14 protein-coding genes are annotated in these 22,312 nt (G+C 72.4%); 8 read left to right on the top strand and 6 right to left on the bottom strand.

All coding sequences use genetic code 11. The features are described 5' to 3' along the window. Positions 1-18 precede the first annotated feature (18 nt). Together OHS17_RS03775 and OHS17_RS03780 are read right to left on the bottom strand one after the other, a co-directional pair. Positions 19-1,512 carry an FUSC family protein gene (locus OHS17_RS03775; protein ID WP_330311045.1) on the bottom strand — a complete coding sequence of 498 codons (1,494 nt, stop codon included), beginning with the start codon at positions 1,510-1,512 and terminating at the stop codon, positions 19-21. Between the two features lie 250 nt (positions 1,513-1,762). Further along, entirely contained in the window at positions 1,763-3,181 is a 1,419-nt protein-coding gene (locus tag OHS17_RS03780) for a helix-turn-helix domain-containing protein (protein WP_330311046.1), read from the bottom strand. Positions 3,182-3,372: 191 nt separating this feature from the next. On the opposite strand from OHS17_RS03780, the gene OHS17_RS03785 reads away from it, so the two are divergent. From OHS17_RS03785 to OHS17_RS03800, 4 genes are all read left to right on the top strand, one after another. Beyond that, a complete protein-coding gene (locus OHS17_RS03785; RefSeq protein ID WP_330311047.1) occupies positions 3,373-4,716 on the top strand; it encodes a M64 family metallopeptidase in 1,344 nt (447 codons plus the stop codon). Between the two features lie 162 nt (positions 4,717-4,878). Next, entirely contained in the window at positions 4,879-5,469 is a 591-nt protein-coding gene (locus OHS17_RS03790) for a lytic polysaccharide monooxygenase auxiliary activity family 9 protein (RefSeq protein WP_018106210.1), read from the top strand. A gap of 140 nt (positions 5,470-5,609) precedes the next feature. Beyond that, positions 5,610-6,083 (top strand): Lrp/AsnC family transcriptional regulator, encoded by a 474-nt coding sequence (locus OHS17_RS03795; protein ID WP_018106209.1) that lies wholly within the window; start codon positions 5,610-5,612, stop codon positions 6,081-6,083. Between the two features lie 203 nt (positions 6,084-6,286). Next, positions 6,287-7,369 carry a serine/threonine-protein kinase gene (locus OHS17_RS03800; protein ID WP_330311048.1) on the top strand — a complete coding sequence of 361 codons (1,083 nt, stop codon included), beginning with the start codon at positions 6,287-6,289 and terminating at the stop codon, positions 7,367-7,369. Here OHS17_RS03800 and OHS17_RS03805 read toward each other — a convergent pair whose 3' ends face one another. After that, the gene (locus OHS17_RS03805; RefSeq protein ID WP_330311049.1) at positions 7,370-8,362 is read right to left on the bottom strand and encodes an aldo/keto reductase; all 993 of its coding nucleotides are present in this window, start codon (positions 8,360-8,362) and stop codon (positions 7,370-7,372) included. After that, positions 8,359-9,279 (bottom strand): aldo/keto reductase, encoded by a 921-nt coding sequence (locus OHS17_RS03810; RefSeq protein WP_330311050.1) that lies wholly within the window; start codon positions 9,277-9,279, stop codon positions 8,359-8,361. The genes OHS17_RS03805 and OHS17_RS03810 overlap by 4 nt, the downstream gene beginning before the upstream one ends. 360 nt (positions 9,280-9,639) lie before the next feature. Here OHS17_RS03810 and OHS17_RS03815 point away from each other — a divergent pair, with 360 nt between their 5' ends. Beyond that, entirely contained in the window at positions 9,640-13,122 is a 3,483-nt protein-coding gene (locus OHS17_RS03815) for a M28 family peptidase (protein WP_330315141.1), read from the top strand. Between the two features lie 65 nt (positions 13,123-13,187). Here the strand turns inward: OHS17_RS03815 and OHS17_RS03820 are convergent, their stop codons facing one another. Next, the gene (locus OHS17_RS03820) at positions 13,188-14,630 is read right to left on the bottom strand and encodes a helix-turn-helix domain-containing protein (RefSeq protein WP_330311051.1); all 1,443 of its coding nucleotides are present in this window, start codon (positions 14,628-14,630) and stop codon (positions 13,188-13,190) included. Between the two features lie 465 nt (positions 14,631-15,095). Here OHS17_RS03820 and OHS17_RS03825 point away from each other — a divergent pair, with 465 nt between their 5' ends. Then, complete coding sequence (locus OHS17_RS03825; protein WP_330311052.1) at positions 15,096-17,279, top strand: discoidin domain-containing protein; 2,184 nt, start codon at positions 15,096-15,098, stop codon at positions 17,277-17,279. 91 nt (positions 17,280-17,370) lie between these two features. Here OHS17_RS03825 and OHS17_RS03830 read toward each other — a convergent pair whose 3' ends face one another. Next, a complete protein-coding gene (locus OHS17_RS03830; protein ID WP_330311053.1) occupies positions 17,371-20,013 on the bottom strand; it encodes a SpoIIE family protein phosphatase in 2,643 nt (880 codons plus the stop codon). 301 nt (positions 20,014-20,314) lie between these two features. Here OHS17_RS03830 and OHS17_RS03835 point away from each other — a divergent pair, with 301 nt between their 5' ends. After that, positions 20,315-20,800, top strand: a complete 486-nt coding sequence (locus tag OHS17_RS03835) for a potassium channel family protein (protein WP_073865218.1) — start codon at positions 20,315-20,317, stop codon at positions 20,798-20,800. Positions 20,801-20,943: 143 nt separating this feature from the next. Then, complete coding sequence (locus tag OHS17_RS03840; protein WP_330311054.1) at positions 20,944-22,266, top strand: geranylgeranyl reductase family protein; 1,323 nt, start codon at positions 20,944-20,946, stop codon at positions 22,264-22,266. The last annotated feature ends 46 nt before the right edge of the window (positions 22,267-22,312 follow it).

Consider the following 22,312-nt stretch of genomic DNA (forward strand, 5'->3'; position numbering starts at 1 on the left):
CGTCTTGGGCCCCGGAGGTCAGGCCGTGACCAGCGGGGCGCCCGGCGGGCTGTGCAGCGGTGCGGCGAGTTCGGCGAGCGCGCGTTCCAGGCTGTGCAGGTGGGCGAGGGCGGGTTCGGTGGCGGCCGGGTGCGCCGGGACGGCGGACGCGACGGCCGTACGCCCGGTCAGGGCCTCGACCGCGCTCTCGACGCGCCAGCAGGCCGCGGCGAGCCGGGCGTCGTGGGACGCCTCCGGGTCGGCGGCCACCGAGGCGAGGCCCCGTACCTCGCGGGCGCACTCGTCAAGGAGGGCCAGCACGTGTCCGGCCCGGGCCCGGCGGGCGCGGAGCGGGCTCAGCGGGTGGACCAGCGGGGCGAGCGAGAGGCGGACGCGTCCGAGGAGCGCCTCCAGCTCGGCGATGCGCGGGGCCGGGTCGGCGGTGGCGGAGCCGGAGAGGCGGGCGGCGGCCTCCTCGGTGCAGGCGTGCACGCAGCGCAGGGCCCGCTGGATCCAGGCGTCGGTCGTGGCGTGCGTGGTGACGGGCAGGACGCACAGCACCGCGAGCATCGCGCCGAGCGCGCCGACGGCGGTCTCGCCGAGCCGCAGGGCGAGCAGCCCGGGGTCGAGCACGCCCAGTGAGCCGTAGAGCGCACCGGCCATGACCGTGACGGAGAACATCATCCAGGTGTACGAGACCGCGGCGGTGTAGAAGATGCCGAAGATCCCGGCGGCGACGACGAGGGCGGTGGGCACGGGCGACCCGTGCAGCGGAACGACGACGGCGAGGCCGACCGGGATGCCGATGAGGGTGCCGAGGACCCGGCGGAAGCCGCGTACCAGGGTCTCGCCGCGCGAGGCGGTGTTCACGAAGACCCACCAGGTGGCGCCGACGGCCCAGTACCAGCGCTGGTCGGACATCAGCTGCCCGGCCATGAGCGCGACGGCTCCGCCGGTCACCGCCTGGACGGCCTGGCGGGTGGTGACCCTGGCCAGGCCGGTGCCGACGGGCGGGGCGGGCACGGCGGGGGCGGTCAGCCGGCGTTCGTAGCACCAGAGGCCGAAGCGGACGGCCGACGCGGAGAGCAGGGAGAGTGCGACGGCGGAGTACAACTCGGGCAGCTGTCCGGGCAGGGTGTGGAGGAACTGCGTGGTGAAGAAGGCCATGAAGGCGAAGACGCCGAGCGAGTGCCCGCGCGGCCCCCACCGCCGCGCGTAGACCCCCGCCCCCATGACCGCGAGGAACGCGGTGTCGCGGGCGAGCGGGTGGTCGTGGAGCAGGGCCGCGAGCGCGAGCACCGGGAAGCCGACGGCGGGCAGCAGCGCGGTGGTGACCGCCTGGCCCCGGACCGTGGGGTCGGTCACGGTGAACAGGGCGAGCAGCGCGGCCAGGCCGCCGGTGATGGCCGCCACGAGCGAGTGGCCGACGAGCCCGCAGACCACGACGGCGAGTCCGATGCCGAGCACGGCCCGGGACGCGAACCGTAGCCGGATCCGGCCCGGATCCGGTGCGACGAACGCCCTCTTCAGCAAGTTGCCCCGCCCCTTCTTCGTACCTGGACCATGTCCGGACATGAGAAAGGCGCCGCATGGGTCCCCGAGGGACCCGCAGCGCCATTGACTTTCATATCTCAACATCTGACAGGCGAATGGTTCAAACCGAACCCCATTCATTGGGCCAATGGCTCATATTTCCGCCTCCTCCCTCGGCCACGGCAGAGCCAACGGACCAGCCTCGCGGGCCACCCGCGTGCGGCCGCCTCCACCGGGCCCTGCCCGCGCCTCAGGTCCAGGAAGTGAACGGCGGGCGGGCGGGAGCGGGGCCGAGCGTGGTGGTCCCGGGCTCGGCGCGGTGTCCGAGCCCGGTCCGGTACGCGTTCAGCGCCTCCTCCGTACGGCCCTCGCGGCGCATCAGGTCGCCGAGGAGCCGGCAGATGTCGGCGAGGTCCCCGGCGGCCCCCGTCTGTTCGAGCAGGGAGAGCGCGGTCGCGTAGTGCAGCTCGGCGGTCTCGGTGTCCCCGGCCTCCTCGGCGATCAGCCCGAGCAAGCGGTGGGCTCCGCCCGCGTGCAGCGCGCCGCGGCCGTGCTGGAGTCCGACCAGCAGGGTCCCCAGCAGCTCGGCGGCCTCCTCCGACTTCCCGCTCCGGCGCAGGACGTCGGCGAGTTCGACCTCCACCTGGGAGACGTACAGGGCCGCCCGCTTGGAGACCAGCATCGACCGGGCGGTGCGCAGCGCCGCCTCCGCCTGGACGAGGTCGCCGTCCTGGGCGCAGACATAGCCCCGCATCCAGTGGCAGTGCGCGAGTTCGGTCCGGATCTGCAACTGCTCGTAGAGCTCGGTGGCGCGCGCCAGCGAGGTCCGGGCGTCGTCGGCCCTGCCTTCGGCGATCAGGGTGCGGGCCACGGTGCGGTGCATACCGGCCACCAGGGCGGGGTCGGAGACCTGGGGCACCAGGGCGAGCGCGAGTTCGGCGGCCTGCGCGGCGCGGGCGTGGGCGCCCATGTCCATGTACGGGGCGATGGAGGCCGTGTACAGCTGGAGCAGCGCGCCCGGATCGTGCAGCCCCGAGGTGTTCAGCTCGTCGATCGCGCTTTCCAGCAGGTAGCAGGCGTAACGGAGTTCGCCCGCGAGGTAGTGCGCGATCGACCTGCCCCGTACCGCCCGGGCACGGGACGGGAGGGGTTCGCGGGCCAGCGCGGCCTCCGCCGCCTCGAACCGGCCGACGGCTTCGGCGAGCTCGCCCGTCTCCAGCGCGCACTCCCCCAGCCCGGTGAGCGCGGCGCCCCGTTCCTGGGCGAGCTCGTACTCGTCGGCCCTGCGGAGGATCTGCTCGTAGGCGGCCCGCGCGTCGGCGGCGTCGCCCACCGCCAGCACCCGCTGTGCGTCGGTCAGCCCGACCCGCAGTTCCGCGACGAGATGGGTGGGCCTGCCCGTGGCCAGCTCCTCCCCGGCGACCCCGAGCCGTTCGGCGATGTGCCGCAGGGCGGCCTCGGACGGCCGCACCTTGCCGGCCTCCAGGGTCGAGACGTACGCGGCGGTGTACTCGGGTTCGGCAAGCTGCCGCTGGGTCAGCCCGCGCTCCTTGCGCAGGCTCTTCACACGTCGGCCGATCGCCGCGGGACCCCCCGGCCCCGCAGGCCGCCCGGCCTCGGAGCGGATCGTTCCGTCGCCGTCGACCGGTACCCCGTCGGCCTGCGCCATGACAGCCCCTCGTTTCTCGTCCGCCGGTGGTCCCGGCGTTCGCCTGCGTCGGCCGGACTCGTCACCCGTGGGGGACTCGCATGTTCCCACAGAACCCCTTGTGCGCCCCCTTCGCACGACCTAGGTTAAGCGCCAACTCAAGCCCATTGAACCCACAACTTAATCTCTGCGGGTGCGAGGGAAGGATTGACATGCGCACACAAAAGGCGGCCGCTCTGTCCACGAGCGTCGCGCTGCTGGCCCTCCTGGGGGCGGCGCTCGCCGCTCCCGCATCGGCCGCGGACCCGGAGCCCGCGCAACAGCCGCGCGTCGGCGTCGAGTACTTCCCCGAGCCGGGCGGCCCGGGGCACCGGACCGAGGTCCCGCTCACCACGGAGACGAAGCGCGCCTCGGCCCGGACCGCCCCGTCCGCCGCGTCGACGACGGACGGAGCGGTCGGCCGGCTATCCGTGACCGGCTCCTCGGACGACCGGCTCGACGTGGTGATCGTCGGCGACGGCTACGCGGCCGGCGAGCAGGAGGCCTTCCACTCCGCGGCCGCCGCCAAGTGGGCGGACATCACCGCCATCGAGCCCTACGCCAGCTATCAGGGCCTCATGAACGTGTGGACGGTCGACGCCGTCTCCGCCGAGTCCGGCATCAGCGGCGACCCCACCGCGGACGTCGCCAAGGACACGGCCCTCGGCAGCTACTTCTGGTGCTCGCAGACCGAGCGGCTGATCTGCGCCGACATCGACAAGGTCGCCTCGTACGCGGCGAAGGCACCGGACGCGGACCTGGTCGTCGTCGTCTCCCACTCCACCAAGTACGGCGGCGCCGGCTACTCGGGCCTGGAGGCCGAGGGCTATCCGTTCGACGGCGTCTCGACCCTCTCGTCCGACAACGAGCAGTCGAGCATGATCGCCGCCCACGAGATAGCCCACTCCGTGGGCCTGCTGGCCGACGAGTACACCTACGACAGCTACGGCACCTGGACGGGCGGCGAGCTGCCGGACATCAACTCCAGCATCTACACCGCGGACCGGATGGCCGCCAACGGGAGCAAGTGGTACCGCTGGCTCGGCGAGACCGACCCCACGGGCGGCACCGTCGGCACGTACGAGGGCAGCAGCTACTACCCGTACGGGATCTACCGCCCGACCGCCAACTCGATCATGCGGGCCCTGGACGTCAGGGACTTCAACCTCCCCGGGCGCGAGGCCATGATCGCGGGCTTCTACCGCGAGGCCAACGCGCTGAGCAGCAGCACCCCTTCGGGCGCCACGATCCGGCGGACCGACCGGATCGAGGTGAAGCGGGCCGCGCTCGGCGCACTGGCCGCGCCCGAGCTGCGCTGGTACGTCGACGGGGTGCGGGTGAAGCGAGCCACGGGTCTCATTGCCGCCGCCCCCTCCTCGCTGGGCGTGCCCGGGGACGGCAGGACGCACACGGTCACAGTCGAGTCGGTCGATCGCACGAAGTCGGTCCGCGACCCCGAGGTCCGCGCGGCGGCCACCGAGCGTCTGACCTGGAGGGTCAAGGCGTCCCGCCGGTAGAACCGCGTCGCTCCGGGGGCCCGCGCGGCGGCCGGCCGCCGCGCGGGCCCACCGAGAGGGCTTCCCTTGGTCTAGACATGTCAAATTGCCATCGCTACGCTCACCCTTGGTCTAGACCGCAGCACTCTCCGGACATCAACCCCACATCTCCAGGAGCGACGTATGCGCAAAAAGATCACCTCGTTACTGGCCGGGCTCGGGCTCGCCGGGGCGGCCCTGCTGGCCACCTCGGCCCCCGCCCAGAGCCACGGCTACACCGACTCGCCGATCAGCCGCCAGCAGCTCTGCGGCATCGGCACCGTCAAGCACTGCGGGCAGATCCAGTGGGAGCCGCCGAGCGTCGAGGGTCCCAAGGGCTTCCCCACCCGCGGCCCGGCCGACGGCCACATCTGCTCGGGCGGCATCGGCCGCTTCTCCGAGCTGGACGACCCGCGCGGCGGCGCCTGGCCCGCCACCAAGGTCACCGCGGGCCAGAACTACACGTTCAACTGGCGGATCGAGGCCCGGCACGCCACGACCGACTTCCGCTACTACATCACCAAGGACGGCTACGACCCCACCAAGCCGCTCACCCGGGCCGACCTGGAGACGCAGCCGTTCCTCACGGTGCCCTTCGGCGGCCGGCTGCCCGGCTCGACGGTCAGCCACTCCGGCGTACTGCCGCAGAAGTCCGGCAAGCACCTGATCCTCGGTGTGTGGACGATCTCCGACACCGGGAACGCGTTCTACGCCTGCTCCGACGTGCAGTTCTGACCGTCCGGCCCGTGCCCCGCGCCACCCGCCCGTGCGCGGGGCACATCCGGCCGCGACGGTGACGCGCGGCCCGCCGCGCACGGAGGCCGTTGATACAGTCGCTGGCCCCCGGAGTACGCACCGAAAGAGGCCGGCGAAGCATGGCGGTGGACGCGCTCGACACCCGTATCCTGCGGCTGCTCATCGAGCAGCCGCAGACGAGCGTGCGCGAGTACGCACGCATCCTGTCCATCGCCCGGGGCACCCTCCAGGCGCGCATCGACCGGCTGGAGCGCGACGGTGTGATCACCGGGAGCGGCCCCTTCCTCTCGCCCGCCGCACTCGGCCACCCCGTCCTCGCCTTCGTGCACCTGGAGGTCACGCAGGGCCATCTGGACGAGGTCGGCGACGCGCTCGCCGCGGTGCCCGAGATCATCGAGGCGTTCTCGACCACGGGCGGCGGCGACCTGCTGACCCGGGTGGTCGCCCGGGACAACGGGCACCTGGAGGACGTCATCCAGCGGCTCATCCGGCTGCCCGGCGTGGTCCGGACCCGGACCGAGGTCGCGCTGCGCGAGCGCGTGCCGCACCGGCTGCTCCCCCTGGTCGAATCGCTGGGCGGCACCGCCCGTTGAGGAGGTCCGGTCATCCGGGCTCCGCGCGCCGGATATCCTGATCTTGCCGCGCTCCCCCACCCCGCTCTCGCCCCGGCGAGGCCGTCGCCGCGGCAGTCGGAGCGGTCCTCGGCCAGGCCCTGGGCCCGAGCCATCGAGATTGGTGTGCACAGGTGCTGGTTGCTGGTCGGTACCGGCTGATATCCGCCATCGGCCGGGGTGGAATGGGTGAGGTCTGGCGGGCCACCGACGAAGTCCTCGGCCGTGCCGTCGCCGTGAAGCTGCTCCTCGGCGAACACGCCGACGAGTCGGCCACCGCCCGGTTCCGCCTGGAGGCCCAGACCGCGGCCCGCCTGAGCCACCCTCATCTGGTGGCCGTCTTCGACTTCGGGGCCTGGGAGAACCGGCTCTTCCTCGTGATGGAGCTGGTCGAGGGCCGGAGCCTGGCGGACCTGCTGCTGGCCCAGGAACGGCTGGGTCCCGAACAGGCCGCCCGTATCGCGGGACAGGCCGCCGCCGGACTGGCCGCCGCGCACCGGCAGGGCATCGTCCACCGCGACATCAAGCCCGGGAACCTCATGCTGGACGGCGAAGGCACCGTCAAGATCGGGGACTTCGGCATCGCGCAGTTCGTGGACGACCCGTCCGCCGCGCTGACGACGACGGGCCACATCGTCGGGACGAGCCTCTACCTCGCCCCGGAGCGGGCGCTCGGCCGTACCGCCGACGCCGCGTCCGACATGTACTCGCTCGGCTGCGTCGTCTACCAACTGCTGCTCGGTGACCCGCCGTTCCGTTCGGACACCGCGACGGCCACCCTGTACCAGCACGTGGACACGCCTCCGGTGCCGCTGCGTCAGCGCGGCGTGGACGTCTCCGCCGCCTTCGACACGTATCTGCTCGGCCTGCTCGCCAAGCAGCCGGAGGACCGGCCCACCGCCCAGCAGGTCGCCGACTGGTTCCAGGGCGACGCCTGGCGCGGCCGCCCGGAACCGCTGCCCCCGCACCACCCGGCGCCCGCCCTCGCGCCCTTCCCCGCCGCACCCGCCGCTCCCGCCGCGCTGCCCGGCGCGGACTCCGGTGCGCCGACCACGTACCGGCTGCCGCAGGCACCGGCGGGACACGCGCCGGCGCCCGGGCCCGGACAGGGGCACGGGCGGCGTGCGGCTCCCAGGAGCACGAAGGGCCGGCGGCGGACCGCCGGTGAGGCGATCCGCCGCCGGCCCCGGGTGGCCAGTGCCATCGCCGGAGCGATCGCCTTTCTGGCGGCTGTCTTCCTGGGGATGAGCCTGTTCTCCGGGCGGTGACTACCAGCGGCCGTGAACCGCCGCGCGGAACCTGCGGTCGTAGAGGTCGCCCACCGCGTCCAGCGTGCTCTGCGGAAGCGGGGCGAGCGCGGCGGCCGCCGCGTTGCCCCGGGCCTGCTCCGTCGAACGGGCGCCGGGGATGACGCTGGTGACACCCGGCTGCTGGATGATCCAGCGCAGCGCCGTCTGCGCCGGGGTGGCGCCTTCGGGGGCGAGCGCGGCGAACTCGGCGGCGGCCGCCACACCGGTCGCGTAGTCGACGCCGGAGAAGGTCTCGCCCTGGTCGAACGCCTCGCCGTGCCGGTTGTACGTGCGGTGGTCGCCGGGCGCGAAGACCGTGTCCGCGGTGTACTTGCCGGACAACAGCCCGGAGGCCAGCGGCACCCGGGCGATGATGCCGACCCCGGCCGCCCGCGCCGCCGGCAGGACCTCGTCCAGCGGCTTGAGGCGGAACGGGTTGAGGATGATCTGGACGCTCGCCACACCCGGCCGGGCGATGGCCGTCAGCGCCTCGGCGCACGTCTCGACGCTGACCGCGTAGGCGGCGATCCGCTGCTCGGCGACGAGCGTGTCCAGCGCGTCGTACACCTCGTCGGAGGAGTAGACGGCGGTGGGCGGGCAGTGCAGCTGTACGAGGTCGAGGGTGTCGACGCCCAGGTTGGCGCGGGAACGGTCGTTCCAGGCGCGGAAGTTGTCCAGGGTGTAGTTCTCCGGCACCTGGTCGGCGCGGCGGCCCATCTTCGTCGCGACGAAGACCCCGGCGTCGGGCCGCTCCTTCAGATAGCGGCCGATGAGCTGTTCGCTGCGGCCGTCTCCGTAGACGTCCGCCGTGTCGAAGAAGGTGACCCCCGATTCGACGGCCGCGTCGAGCACTCCGAAGGCGTCCTCCTCGCGGACCTCTCCCCAGTCCCCGCCGAGTTGCCAGGTGCCCTGTCCGACGACCGACACATTGCGTCCGGTCCTGCCCAGTTCGCGCTGTTCCATGGGGATCATGCTACGTCCGCCCCGGTGTCCTGCCCGAGCGCGGTGAGCCGCGCCAGCTCCTCGTCGGTGAGCCGCAGGGCGCCCGCCGCCACATTGGCCTCCAGGTGCTCGGGGTTGCCGGTGCCCGGGATGGCCAGGACGTGCGGACCCTGCTGGAGGGTCCACGCCAGCCGGACCTGGGCGGCCGAGGCGCCGTGGGCGCGGGCCACGTCGAGCAGTGCCTCGTGTTCCGCGACGGCCCCGGACTCGCGGCCGGCGCCCGCGATGGCGTAGAAGGGGACGAAGGCGATGCCCCGTTCACCGCACATGCGCAGGACCTCCTGGGAGTCGGCGCGCCGCTCGCCGATGCCGTAGCGGTTCTGCACGCAGACGACGGGGGCGATGGCCAGGGCCTCGGTGATCTGCTCCGGCCAGACGTTGGAGAGGCCCAGGTGGCGGATGAGCCCTTCCTCGCGCAGTTCGGCCAGGGCGCCGAAGAGCTCGGAGACGGGGCGGTTGCCGTTCATCCGGAGGTTGACGACGTCGAGGTGGTCGCGGCCGAGCTGACGGATGTTCTCCTGCACCCGGCCGCGCAGCTCCTCGGGGCGGGCCCAGTCGGTCCAGTCGCCGGAGGGGCCGCGGCCCGGGCCCACCTTGGTGGTGATGACCAGGTCGTCCGGGTAGGGGCCGAGCGCCCGGTTGATCAGCTCGTTGGCCGAGCGCAGCGGCGAGAAGTAGAAGGCCGCCGTGTCGATGTGGTTCACGCCGAGCTCGACGGCGCGGCGCAGCACCGCGACGGCCCGGTCCCGGTCGTGCGGGGTGCGCTCGTCGCTGAACGCCCGGCCGTTCTGGGTCAGCCGCATGGCGCCGAAGCCCATCCGGTTGACGGTCAGATCACCGAGCCGCCAGGTGCCGGCGGCCGCTGCGGTGAGAGTGTGCGAGGTCAAGGCGTGTGCCTTCCTTGTGGGTTCGGGCGAGAAGAGGGGTCCGCGTGAAGAGGCCCGTGTGACGAGGGGCTGTATGAAGAGGGGCCAGAAGTGCTTGCACGCCTGCCGATTCAGTGATATGCTTGCCTCGACAGTTGCGTGTAGATCACCGATCCGGTGAGAGTGCAGGATAACGTCCGCCTCCCCGCCTGTCCATCCCTCATTTCCGCACGCGTTTCCCTCGGCGCGTCCGTCCGACTTGACGAGACTTGCCAACTCCTCTGCGGGCGCCCGCAGTTCGTTGACGGGGTCATGACCACATGTGAGTGTTCGGTCGCTCGATCACGGACCCCATGAGGAGCCTCGATGAAACGCAGACCGATGACGGCCGGGACGACCCTGGCCGTCCTCGCCGGAATGCTGGTCGCCGTCAGCGGCCCGTCCGCCTCGGCGGATCCCACCCCGCCGCCCGCCCCCAAGGCACTCACCACCGCCGTCACCGCCGCCGACAAGGCCGCGGCCAGCGGGCTCGACACCCTGGCCAAGGGCCCGGAGGAGCGCTACGAGCGCCGGATGGTCACCCCGTGGATCAACGGCCTCTACTCCGTCGCGTACGAGCGCACCTACCGCGGCCTGCCCGTGGTCGGCGGGGACGCCGTCGTGGTGGCCGACTCCAAGGGCCGGGTGCGCGGTTCGCAGTCGGCGGTCTCGCGGCGCATCAACGTGCCCACCACCGCGACCGTTTCCGCGAAGGCCGCCGAGACCACCTCGCGCAAGCAGCTGCGCACGGTGGACGAGGTCGAGAGCCACCGGCTCGTCGTACGGGCCACCGACAAGCGCTCCCGGCTGGCCTGGGAGACCGTGCTCACGGGCCGGACCGCGAAGGCTCCCAGCCGGCTGCACGTGTTCGTGGACGCGGGCACCGGCGCGGTCATCGACAGCTACGACGACGTCCGGGCCGGCACCGGCAACAGCCAGTGGAACGGGCCCAGTCCGCTCACGATCAACACCACCGCGTCCGGCGGCAGTTACTCGCTCCGCGACCCGAACCGCCCCGGGCTGAGCTGCGCCGACTACAGCACCGGGAGCGTGTACACCAAGTCCACCGACTCCTGGGGCACCGGCAGCGCGTCCAGCAAGGAGACCGGCTGCGTCGACGTGATGTGGGCGGCCCAGCACGAGTGGGACATGCTGCGCGACTGGCTCGGGCGCAACGGGCACGACGGCAACGGCCGCAGCTGGCCGGTGAAGGTCGGCCTCAACGACGTCAACGCCTACTGGGACGGTTCCACGGTCTCCATCGGCCACAACCAGGCCAACCAGTGGATCGGCGCCATGGACGTCGTGGGCCACGAGTTCGGCCACGGCATCGACCAGTACACCCCCGGCGGCGCCAACAACGAGTCCGGGCTCGGCGAGGCCACCGGCGACATCATGGGCGCGCTCACCGAGGCGTACACCAACGAGCCGGCCCCGTACGACGATCCGGACTACACCGTCGGCGAGAAGATCAACCTCGTCGGCAACGGGCCGATCCGGATCATGTACAACCCCGGCCAGATCGGCGACCCGAACTGCTACAGCTCCTCCATACCCAGCACCGAGGAGCACGCGGCGGCCGGGCCCCTCAACCACTGGTTCTATCTGCTCGCCGAGGGCTCGAACCCCGGCGGCGGCAAGCCCTCCAGCCCCACCTGCAACAACTCGACGGTGACCGGTGTGGGCATCCAGAGCGCCAGCAAGGTGTTCTACGGCGGCATGCTCCTGAAGACCAGCGGTATGACGTACAAGCGCTACCGCACGGCCACCCTCACCGCGGCCAAGAACCTCGACACCACCTGCACGCTGTACAACCGCGCCAAGGCGGCGTGGGACGCGGTCAGTGTGCCCGCCCAGAGCGGTGACCCGACCTGCTCGCCGAGCGGCAACAACGACTTCTCGCTGTCCCTGGACCCGGCCTCCGGCTCGGTGAAGCCCGGCAGCTCGGTGACGTCCACCGTCCGTACGACGATCTCGTCCGGCAGCGCCCAGACGGTGAACCTGTCGGCGAGCGGCCTGCCCGGCGGGGTCAGCGTCTCCTTCAGCCCGTCCTCGGTGCAGTCCGGTGCCACGTCCACGATGACCGTTTCGGCCACCTCGGCCGCGGCCCCCGGCTCGTACACCTTCACCGTGAAGGGCGCGGGCACCCAGGAGCACACCGCCCAGTACACGCTGACCGTCAACGACGGCGGCGGCAACCCCGGCGGCACCGCGCCCGACATCAGCGTCGCCAACGTGCAGGCCCACCTCACCCAGTTCAACACCCTCGCCTCGCAGAACGGCGGCAACCGGCGGGCCGGCAGCGGCGGGTACACCGCCTCGCTCAACTATGTGAAGGGCAAGCTCCAGGCGGCCGGCTACACCGTCACCGAGCAGACCTGCGCCACCTGCACCTACACCGGCAAGAACCTCATCGCGGACTGGCCGGGCGGCCCCGCCGACAGCACCGTGATGTTCGGCGCCCACCTCGACAGCGTCTCCGCCGGGCCCGGCATCAACGACAACGGCTCCGGCTCGGCGACCCTGCTGGAGAACGCGCTCGTCCTCGCCCAGCAGAACCCGGCCATGACCAAGCACGTCCGGTTCGCCTGGTGGAACGGCGAGGAGCAGGGCCTCCAGGGATCCAAGTACTACGTAAGCCAGCTGAGTTCGGCCCAGCGCAGTGACATCAAGGCCTACTACAACTTCGACATGGTGGCCTCGGTCAACGGCGGCTACTTCATCAACAACCTCAACTCGGCCGCCTCGGCGCCGATGAAGGAGTACTGGACCTCCCTCGGGCTCGCCCCGGAGGAGAACGTCGAGGGCCAGGGGCGCTCCGACGACTACTCCTTCCAGCAGGGCGGGATCGCCACCTCCGGCTACGCCACCGGTGCCAGTGACACCAAGACCTCGGCCCAGGCGTCCAAGTGGGGTGGCACGGCAGGCCGTTCGTACGACCCGTGCTACCACCAGTCATGCGACACCACCGCCAACATCAACACCACCGCGCTCGACCGCAGCGCCGACGGGGTCGCGTACACGCTGTGGAAGACGGCGGTCGGCTCCACCGCGCCCGCCGACGACTTCTCCGTCTCGGTGAACCCGGTCTCGGGCAGCGTCCAGCCGGGCTCCTCGGTCACCGCGACCGTGTCCACGGCCACCACCAGCGGCTCCGCGCAGAGCGTGCGGCTGACGGCGTCCGGTGCGCCGAGCGGCGTCACCGTCTCCTTCTCGCCCACCTCCGTGCAGTCCGGGTCGTCGGCCACGATGACGGTCTCCGCGAGTGCCCAGGCCGCGGCGGGTACGTACACGCTGAGCGTGACCGGTACCGGCACGGCCACCCACACCACCACGTACTCACTGGTGATCGGTGGCGGCGGGAACTGCCAGCCCCGGCAGGTCGTGACCAACGGCGGGTTCGAGAACGGGACGTCGCCCTGGACCCAGACGAGCGGCGTCATCAACAACCGGACCTCCGAGAAGCCCGCGCACAGCGGCTCGTACCAGGCGTGGTTCGGCGGCTGGGGCAGCACGCACAGCGACACCGCCACCCAGTCGCTGACGGTTCCGGCCGGCTGCTCGACGTACCGGCTGTCGTTCTACCTGCGGACCGACACCGCCGAGACGCCGGACGGGAACGCGTACGACACGTTCACCGTGAAGCTGGGGTCGCGGACCCTGGCGACGTACTCGAATCTCGACGCCACCAACAACTACGTGCTGAAAACCTTCGACGTCGCGTCGGCCGCCGGGCAGACGGTGACGCTGGGCTTCACCAGTAAGGAGGACGCCTACCTGCAGACCAGCTTCGTCGTGGACGATGTGGCCCTCGACGTGAGCTGATCCCACCGGGTGTGTGTACGGGGCGGGGCGTGGTCCACACGTCCCGCCCCTGCCGTTGTCCGTCCTCAGTGGACGACGGCGGCCAGCCTGCGGACGAACTCCTCGGTCTCCGCACTCCCGTCGGTAAGGCCTGCCAGCCGTCCGTGGAGTCCGCGCAGCTCCTGGCCGAGCAGGGTCGCGGGGTGCACCTCGGTGCTGTCCAGGACGGGTCCCGCCACCGCCGACGCGGCGGCCGGTTCGCCCGCGCAGACGTACGCGTCCGCCGTGCGGGCCAGAAACAGCTTGCGGGCCGAGTGCAGGCCCGGCGGCAGCAGCCGGATCGCGCTGCCGACCGCGTCCAGGGCGCGCAGCGCGTAGCGGCGCTCCCCCGTCGCGACGGCGAGGTCGCGCAGCGCGCCCGCCGCGCCGGACTCCACCCGCAGGCGCACGGAGGCGACGGAGAGCCAGGGCGCCTCCGCCTCGTCCCGCTCACCGGCCAGGTCCATCTGCGCCCAGGCCCGGGCGATGTGGTGCAGGGTGCGCCCGGCGTCGCCGCGCACCGCGTGGCCGCGCGCCTGGTAGAGATCGCTCATCGCCCCCGCCCAGTGGCGGCCCGCCGCGGCCGGGCGGATGGCCTCGCCGTACGCGAGGGCGGAGGGACCGTCGCCCTCCAGCCGGGCCAGGGTGCTCATGTCGCTGAGCGCCGCGACCCGCACGCCGACATGGCCGGACATGGCCGCCCACACCAGGGACCGGTCCAGCCAGGCCATCGCCGTTCCGTTGCGCCCCCAGAGGAGCCTGAGGCAGCCGGCCGACTGCGCGTACTCGGCGGCCAGCGGGGCGAGTTGGCGCTGGTACGGGGCGGCCGGGAGCGCCATCCAGCGGAGCATCGCGTGCAGGGTGCGCTCGACCACGGCGGTCGCTCCGGGCCAGCCGCGCTCCTCGTCGGCGCGCAGGCAGACGGCGAGCAGCGCGGTCAGGGCGTGCACCGTGTCGGTGTCCAGGGCGGGGTGGCCCACGGCCTCGGGCCCCAGGGCGCAGAACCGCGCGTGCAGGGCGACGACGTCGGCGAGGGCGGGGACCGTGCAGCCGTCGCGCCCGTGCAGCGGGCAGACCAGGCCGTACACCGGCAGCCGCCCGGGCAGGACGGTCCCCGGTGGGAGCATCGCCGGGAGCGCGCCGCCGGCGGGCTCCCCGGGCAGCGGGCCCTGCCGGACCGGGTCGGGCAGCGGTCCGGGCGCGACGGGCGCCGCCTGGGCGCGCTCCCTCTCCTCGGCCTCCTCGCAGGCGGCGACGAGGTCCCCGTCGGCCCCCAGCAGCTGGTCCAGGCGGCGGGCCAGCGGGAGCGGGGTGCGGCGGCTGCCGTGTTCGAGTTTGCTGATGGCGGTGTGGTCGTAACCGACCCGGGCGCCCACCTGGGCCTGGGTGAGACCGGCCCGCCTGCGCCGCAGCCGCAGCCGGGCGCCGAACGCCCGCCAGGCCTGGACACTGCGGGCGTCCGCGGGTGCGGGGCCCGTCGTCTCGGTCATCTCGGGCCTCGTCGTGCCTGGTCAGCGGTGCTTATCGCGCCTCGCTCACGGCTCATGCCCCGGAGGATAGCGAGGGGCCGGGTCCGCTGTCCCCGGGGCGGGAACAACATGTCCGGTAACCGGCGGGGGCGTGCGCGGTGCGGCGGCCCGGGCGCCCTCGGTGCGCGCCCGGTGATTGCGGTGGCAACGATCAGCGCCGCCTCATTCACTCCTCGTACGCACCCCGTCATCAACTGAACCGACGCTGCGCCAGTTCCCTGGAACCTGGCGCTGTCAAGATGGCCGCAACGCGGACACTCGTGAGCTTTCCGTCGTCAACTGTTGTTCTCAAGGCCACCCGAACAAGCCGTCGGTGCACACCTATTGACGTGTCGTGAGCCGGGGGTGAAGTATCCCCATCGCCGGAGAGAGCGCTCTCCGGCTTCGTGTCGTGCACCCGTTCCGCGACTCAGGAGACAAGCCCCCATGTATGGACCCCCCTCGCTCCGCAGACCCGCACCTTCGACCGGAAGAAGACGCACCGGCGTACTGGCCGCCGTCGCCGGTCTCGTCGTCTCGCTCCTCGCCTTCGTGCCCTCCACCCCGGTCAGCGCGGCCCCTTCCCTGCTCTCGCAGGGCAAGACGGTGACCGTGTCCAGCCAGGAGGGCGCCGGTACCCCCGCCACCGCCGCCGTCGACGGCGACAACGGCACCCGCTGGTCGAGCGCGTTCTCCGACCCGCAGTGGATCAAGGTCGACCTGGGCACCTCCGCCTCGGTCAGCCAGATCGCGCTGCGGTGGGAGGCCGCCTACGCCAAGAGCTACAAGATCGAGTTCTCCACGGACAACAACACGTGGAGCACCGCCTACTCGACCACCACGGGTCCCGGCGGCAACGAGACGCTGAACGTCTCGGGCACCGCCCGCTACGTGCGGCTGACCGGTACCGCCCGCGCCACCGGCTACGGCTACTCGCTGTGGGAGTTCCAGGTGCTCGGCACCACCGGCGGCGACGGCGGCCCGCAGATCCCGGGCGGCGGTGACCTCGGCCCGAACGTCCTGGTCTTCGACCCGTCGACGCCCAACATCCAGGCCAAGGTGGACGAGATCTTCCACCAGCAGGAGTCGGCGCAGTTCGGCAACGGACGCTACGCGCTGATGTTCAAGCCGGGCACGTACAACAACATCAACGCGCAGATCGGCTTCTACACCTCGATCGCCGGTCTCGGCCTCAAGCCGGACGACACCACGTTCAACGGTGATGTCACCGTGGACGCGGGCTGGTTCAACGGCAACGCCACGCAGAACTTCTGGCGTTCGGCGGAGAACCTGGCGCTGAACCCGGTCAACGGCACCGACCGCTGGGCCGTGTCCCAGGCCGCTCCGTTCCGCCGGATGCACGTCAAGGGCGGCCTCAACCTCGCCCCGAACGGCTACGGCTGGGCGAGCGGCGGCTACATCGCCGACAGCAAGATCGACGGCCAGGTCGGCCCGTACTCGCAGCAGCAGTGGTACACCCGCGACAGCTCCATCGGCAGCTGGGGCAACGGCGTCTGGAACATGACGTTCTCGGGTGTCGAGGGTGCTCCGGCGCAGAGCTTCCCCGAGCCGCCGTACACCACCCTCCAGAACACCCCGGTCTCCCGCGAGAAGCCGTTCCTCTACCTGGACGGCAACGACTACAAGGTCTTCGTCCCCGCCAAGCGCACCAACGCGCGCGGCGTCTCCTGGAACGGGACCCCGCAGGGCGAGTCCATCCCGCTGAGCCAGTTCTACGTCGTCAAGCCGGGGGCCACCGCCGCCACCATCAACGCGGCCGTCCAGCAGGGCCTGCACCTGCTGTTCACGCCCGGCATCTACCACGTGAACCAGACGATCAACATCGACCGCGCCAACACGGTCGTGCTGGGCCTCGGCCTGGCGACGATCATCCCGGACAACGGGGTCACCGCACTCAAGGTCGGTGACGTGGACGGCGTGAAGCTGGCCGGCCTCCTGGTCGACGCCGGTCCGCAGAACTCCCAGGTCCTCGTGCAGGTCGGCCCCGACGGCGCCTCCGCGAACCACTCCGCCAACCCGACCAGCGTCCAGGACGTGTTCGTCCGGGTCGGCGGCGCCGGTGCCGGCAAGGCGACCACGGGCATGGTGATCAACAGCAACGACACGATCATCGACCACACCTGGCTGTGGCGCGCCGACCACGGCGAGGGCATCGGCTGGGAGACCAACCGCTCCGACTACGGCCTCCAGGTCAACGGCGACAACGTCCTGGCCACCGGACTCTTCGTCGAGCACTTCAACAAGTACGACGTCCGCTGGTCCGGCGAGAACGGCAAGACGATCTTCTTCCAGAACGAGAAGGCCTACGACGCCCCCAACCAGGCGGCCGTCCAGAACGGCAACATCAAGGGCTACGCCGCCTACAAGGTGGACGACTCGGTCAACACCCACGAGGGCTGGGGACTGGGGAGCTACTGCTACTTCAACGTCGACCCGAGCATCCGCCAGGACCACGGCTTCGAGGCCCCGGTCAAGGCCGGCGTGAAGTTCCACGACCTGATCGTCGTCTCCCTCGGCGGCCAGGGCCAGTACAACCACGTCATCAACGACACGGGTTCGCCGACCTCCGGGACCTCGACCGTGCCGTCGCAGGTGGTGTCCTACCCCTGACGGGGAGACGCAGGACATCCGGCACCTGAGGTGAACCGGCGCGGGGCCCGGCAGTCTGCCGGGCCCCGCGTCCGTCGTCCTGGTCCGCCGTCTACAGCAGACTGGACGGCGGCGCGCCGCCGAGTGTCTGCTCGGACCAGATGACCTTGCCCCGGTCGGTGTACCTGGCCCCCCAGCGCTCCGCGAACTGGGCGACGAGGAAGAGGCCCCGGCCGCCCTCGTCCGTCGTGGTGGCGTAGCGCAGGTGCGGGGAGGTGCTGCTGCAGTCCGACACCTCGCAGGTCAGGGCCCGGTCGTAGAGCAGCCGGACCGTGATGGGCTCGGAGCCGTAGCGGATGGCGTTGGTGACGAGTTCGCTCAGGATGAGCTCGGTGACGAAGCCCTCCTCGTCCAGGCCCCGGTCCGAGAGCCAGCGCATGGCCTGTTTGCGGATTCCGGCGACCGCGGCCGGGTCCGGGGGCACGTCCCACTGGACGCGCCGGGACGGGTCCAGGGTGCGGGTCCGGGCGACCAGCAGGGCCACGTCGTCGCTGGCGCGGCTGGGCAGCATGGCCTCCAGCACGTCGTCGCAGGTCTCCTCGGGGGTGCGGTCGCGGTCGGCGAGCGAGCGGCGCAGCAGCTCCATGCCGTCGTCGATGTCCCGGTCGCGGCGCTCCACCAGACCGTCCGTGTACAGGACGAGGCGGCTGCCCTCGGGGACGTCCAGCTCGGTCATCTCGAAGGGCATGCCGCCGATCCCGAGGGGCAGTCCGGCCGGGATCTCCGGGAAGCTGACCGTGCCGTCGGGCAGCACGAGCGCGGGCCCGGGGTGGCCGGCCCTGGCGACCGTGCAGCGGCCGGACACGGCGTCGTAGATCGCGTACAGGCAGGTGGCGCCGGTGATCGAGCCGCCGCCCGACTCCTCGTCCTGGTCCATCCTGACCACCAGTTCGTCCAGGTGGCCGAGGAGTTCGTCGGGCGCCAGGTCGAGCGTGGAGAAGTTGAGGACCGTCGTGCGCAGCCGGCCCATGGTGGCCGCCGCGTGCAGCCCGTGCCCGACGACGTCGCCGACGACGAGGGCGACCCGGGCGCCGGAGAGCGGGATCACGTCGAACCAGTCGCCGCCCACGCCCGCCTGCGCCGGGAGGTAGCGGAAGGCGACGTCCAGGGCGTTCTGCTCGGGCAGGCCGCGCGGGAGGAGGCTGCGCTGAAGGGTGACGGCCATCTCGTGCTCACGGGTGTAGCGGCGGGCGTTGTCGACACTGACCGCGGCACGGGCCACCAGTTCCTCGGCGAAGGAGAGGTCGTCCAGGTCGAAGGGGTCCTCGTTCTGCGCGCGCCAGAAGTTGGCGATGCCCAGGATGACGCCGCGGGCCCGAAGCGGGACCGAGAGCAGGGAGTGGTAGCCGTGCTCCAGGACGCGGTCGGCCTGTTCCGGCTCGGTCTCCCGCCACTGCCACGAGGTGGCCAGGTCGGAGACGATCCAGGTGTGCCCGACGCCGGTGCCCACGCCTTCGGCGGTGGTCGCCCGGTAGCCGATGACGCGGCCGGTCGGGAAGAGCGGGTGGTCCTCGACGGAGGTGCGGACGGCGGTGCGGCGGAGGTCCAGGGTGTCGCCCGTGGGCGGTCGCGGCTCCCCGCCGCGCAGGACGGCGTCGGCCAGGTCGACCGTGACGCAGTCGGCGAATCCGGGGACGGCGACGTCGGCGAGCTCCTGGGCGGTGGTGGTGACGTCGAGGGTGGTCCCGATCAGGGCGCCCGCCCGGTAGAGGAGCGTCAGCCGTTCGCGTACGGTCTCGGCGCGGCCGGTGAGGGCCCGCAGTTCGGTGGTGTCGCGGAGGGTGGCGACCATGCCGGGCTGGCCGCCGCGCTCCTCGGTGGGGCGGAGGTTGACGGCGAGCAGCCGGTCCCCGGCGGGCCGGAGCTCGTCCGTGGCGACCTGCCCGGAGGACAGCAGCTCCGCGGTGCCGGAGGCGAGCCCGAGGTCGGTCACCGCGCGGCCCTCGGCGTCCGCCGGGAGGCCGAGCAGCCGCCGGGCCTCGTCGTTGGCGAGCAGCAGCCGGTGGTCGGCGCCGATGATGAGGACGCCCTCGCGCACGGCGTGCAGGACGGCGTCGTGGTGTTCGTACATCCGGGTCATCTCGGCCGGGCCGAGGCCGCGCGTCTGGCGGCTGAGGCGGCGGCCCACCAGGGCGGCGCCGGCCGCGGTGAGGGCGAGGGCGGTGATCCCGGCGCCGATGGTCAGCGGGACGCTCGGGTACGCGAGCCGGTTGACGGCCTCGACCTTGATACCGACCGCCACCAGTCCGGCCACGGAGCCGTCCCGGCGCTCGACGGGCACCAGCGAGGTGACCGCTCTGCCCCGGCTCCCCGTCACCGTGCGGGTGACCGCTTCCCCTTCGACCGCTTCCTTGTAGGGGCCGCTGATCCGCTTGCCGATGAGGGCGATGTCGCGATGGGTGTAGCGGATGCCGTCGGTGCCGGCCACGACGACGTTCTCGACGCCGGTGCTCTGCCGGATCTCCTCGGCGCGCGGCTGGAGGACGGCCGTGGGGTTCTTGCTGTCGAGGGCCGCCGCGACGCCCGGGGCGTGGGCGAAGGTCTGCGCGACGCTCAGCGACTGGGTGCGGGCCGCGCTCATGCTGTCGCGGCGGCCCTGTACGACGAGGGCGACGACGGCGGCGGCGTCGAGCAGGATGACGATGCCGAGCATGAGGACGAAGAACTGTCCGGCGACGGTACGGACGCTGAACATCGAGATCAGTCCGCGTCCCCGGGAGGCCCGCCCGCGGGGCGGCTTCGAGGGCGCGGGCGCGTCGCCGCCCGGGCGGCCGCCCTCGTGTCGCTGCGGACGCCGGGCGGAGCGGTGAAATATCGCCCGGAATCGACCTGTGCCACCCACATATCCAGGTTTAACACGGATCGCCGCAGGGCGATCGGTGTGCGGGACCGGTCCGCGTTCCCCGGCTGGCCGGTCCGGGCGCGATCGGGTGACGCGCGAGCGGCGGGCGCGTGCCCGGGCGCCGGGACCACCGCCCGCGCCCGATGATCCGGAAATGGTGCCTGTATTCCTGACCAAGGCGGTCGAGCTGCTGCTCGGCCGGGAGAACCGCTCACTGCATCTGAAGGCGGCCGGCTGGGCGACGGTGCTGCTCGCCGTGACGATGCTGGCCGGGTCCTGGCTGGTGGTCCTGGCCGAACGGCACGCGCCGGACGCCACGATCACGTCCTATCCACGGGCGCTGTGGTGGTCGGTGGAGACCGCGACGACCGTCGGTTACGGGGATCTCTTCCCGGTGACGCTGTGGGGGCGGGTCGTGGCCGCCGTCGTGATGGGCGTCGGCATCACGACGTACGGGATGGTGACGGCCGCCCTCGCGACCTGGTTCGTCGGGCACGAGCAGCGGCGCCGCCACCGGCTGGCCGCCGAGGCCGGGCACGCCGCGCGCGAGATGCGGGACGAGACGGAGCGGCTGCTGCACGAGCGCTTCGACCGCATCGAGCGGCTGCTCGCCGATTCGGGACGCAGGCCGCCGGGCTGAGCGGCGGGGCGCTCCGGGTGTGAACGGCCCGGGGCCGGGCACGCCTTTTTCGATCACCCGCCCCAGGGGCTCCGGAAACCGGCAGGATGTCGGTGTACAGGGCCGTCGTCCCGGCGGCGGTGCCGAGCGAGCAGAGGAGCCCCATGCGGGAGACGCGTGCAGAGCAGTCGCCGTCGGACGAGGAGACCGCTCCCGGCGCGGCCGAGGAGGCGCAGGTCATCGTGGTCGGCGCGGGCCCGGCCGGTTCGTCCGCCGCCTACCACCTCGCACGGGCCGGGATCGATGTGCTGCTCCTGGAGAAGTCCCGCTTCCCCCGCGAGAAAGTGTGCGGGGACGGGCTGACCCCGCGCGCGGTGCACCAGCTGATCCGCATGGGCGTCGACATCCAGGCCCCGGGCTGGACCCGGTCACGGGGGATGCGCTGGGTGGCCGGTCCCCGGCAGGTGGAGATCGACTGGCCGGCGCTGGGCGGCTTCCCGGACTTCGGGCTCACCCGCAGCCGCCACGACTTCGACGACATCCTGGCCCGGCACGCCGTCGCGGCCGGGGCCCGGCTGCGTACCGGGGTGAAGGTGAAGGAGCCGGTGACCGACCGGGCCGGGCGGATCACCGGGGTGTCGGCGGTGTCCGGCGCGGACACGGTGGTGCACCGGGCGCCCGTCGTGATCGCCGCCGACGGCGCCTCGGCCCGGATCGCGCTGGCCATGGGCCTGGAGCGGGACGCCAAGCGGCAGATCGCCACGGCCGCCCGGCGCTACTACCGCAGCCCGGAGCGCTCGCGGGAGGACTTCCTGGAGCTGTGGGCCGACCTCCGCTTCCCGAAGAGCGACGCGTATCTGCCCGGGTACGGCTGGATCTTCCCGATGGGCGACGGCCGGGTGAACGTCGGCCTGGGCGCGCTCCCCCACCGCCGGCACGGCAGTGCGGACCTGCGGGCCACGCTGGACCGGTGGCTCGCCCGTACGCCGGAGGAGTGGGGGCTGCGCGAGGAGAACGCCGAGGGGCCCGTGCGCAGCGCCGCCCTGCCGCTGGGCTTCAACCGCCACCCGCTGTACACCCGGGGGCTCCTGCTCGTCGGGGACTCCGGGGGCATGGTGAGCCCGTGGAACGGCGAGGGCATCGGGCAGGCGATGGAGGCGGGAGAGGTCGCCGCCGAGACGACGGCGCTGGCGCTGGCACTGCCGCCGGGGCCGAGGCGGGAGCGGGCGCTGCGCCACTACCCGGCCGAGATGAACCGGCGCTGGGGCCGCTACTACCGGCTCGGCAACACGGCGGCCGATCTCATCTTCAGCCGGTCGGGCTTCCAGCCGGTGCTGAACCGGTACGTGATGGGCTCTCCGGCGCTGCTCAACACCCTGGCCCGGCTGCTCACCAACCTCACGGAGCACCCCTCGCGCGACGCGATCGACCATGTCCTGAACACGGCGGTCCGCCTGGTGCCCACGCCGGGCGTCCGGCGACGCTGATCAGGAACGTGTCCGCCGTCCGCCGGCGGACGCCCCCGCACACCAG

The sequence above is a fragment of the Streptomyces sp. NBC_00523 genome (genome assembly GCF_036346615.1).
Taxonomy (GTDB): Bacteria; Actinomycetota; Actinomycetes; order Streptomycetales; family Streptomycetaceae; genus Streptomyces.

Coding starts and splice junctions, on each gene's coding strand:
- OHS17_RS03820 (WP_330311051.1), bottom strand. CDS start 14,630: ATGACCGAGACGACGGGCCCCGCACCCGCGGACGCCCGCAGTGTCCAG.
- OHS17_RS03785 (WP_330311047.1), top strand. CDS start 3,373: ATGCGCACACAAAAGGCGGCCGCTCTGTCCACGAGCGTCGCGCTGCTG.
- OHS17_RS03815 (WP_330315141.1), top strand. CDS start 9,640: ATGACGGCCGGGACGACCCTGGCCGTCCTCGCCGGAATGCTGGTCGCC.
- OHS17_RS03800 (WP_330311048.1), top strand. CDS start 6,287: ATGGGTGAGGTCTGGCGGGCCACCGACGAAGTCCTCGGCCGTGCCGTC.
- OHS17_RS03795 (WP_018106209.1), top strand. CDS start 5,610: ATGGCGGTGGACGCGCTCGACACCCGTATCCTGCGGCTGCTCATCGAG.
- OHS17_RS03840 (WP_330311054.1), top strand. CDS start 20,944: ATGCGGGAGACGCGTGCAGAGCAGTCGCCGTCGGACGAGGAGACCGCT.
- OHS17_RS03830 (WP_330311053.1), bottom strand. CDS start 20,013: ATGTTCAGCGTCCGTACCGTCGCCGGACAGTTCTTCGTCCTCATGCTC.
- OHS17_RS03805 (WP_330311049.1), bottom strand. CDS start 8,362: ATGATCCCCATGGAACAGCGCGAACTGGGCAGGACCGGACGCAATGTG.
- OHS17_RS03825 (WP_330311052.1), top strand. CDS start 15,096: ATGTATGGACCCCCCTCGCTCCGCAGACCCGCACCTTCGACCGGAAGA.
- OHS17_RS03780 (WP_330311046.1), bottom strand. CDS start 3,181: ATGGCGCAGGCCGACGGGGTACCGGTCGACGGCGACGGAACGATCCGC.
- OHS17_RS03835 (WP_073865218.1), top strand. CDS start 20,315: ATGGTGCCTGTATTCCTGACCAAGGCGGTCGAGCTGCTGCTCGGCCGG.
- OHS17_RS03790 (WP_018106210.1), top strand. CDS start 4,879: ATGCGCAAAAAGATCACCTCGTTACTGGCCGGGCTCGGGCTCGCCGGG.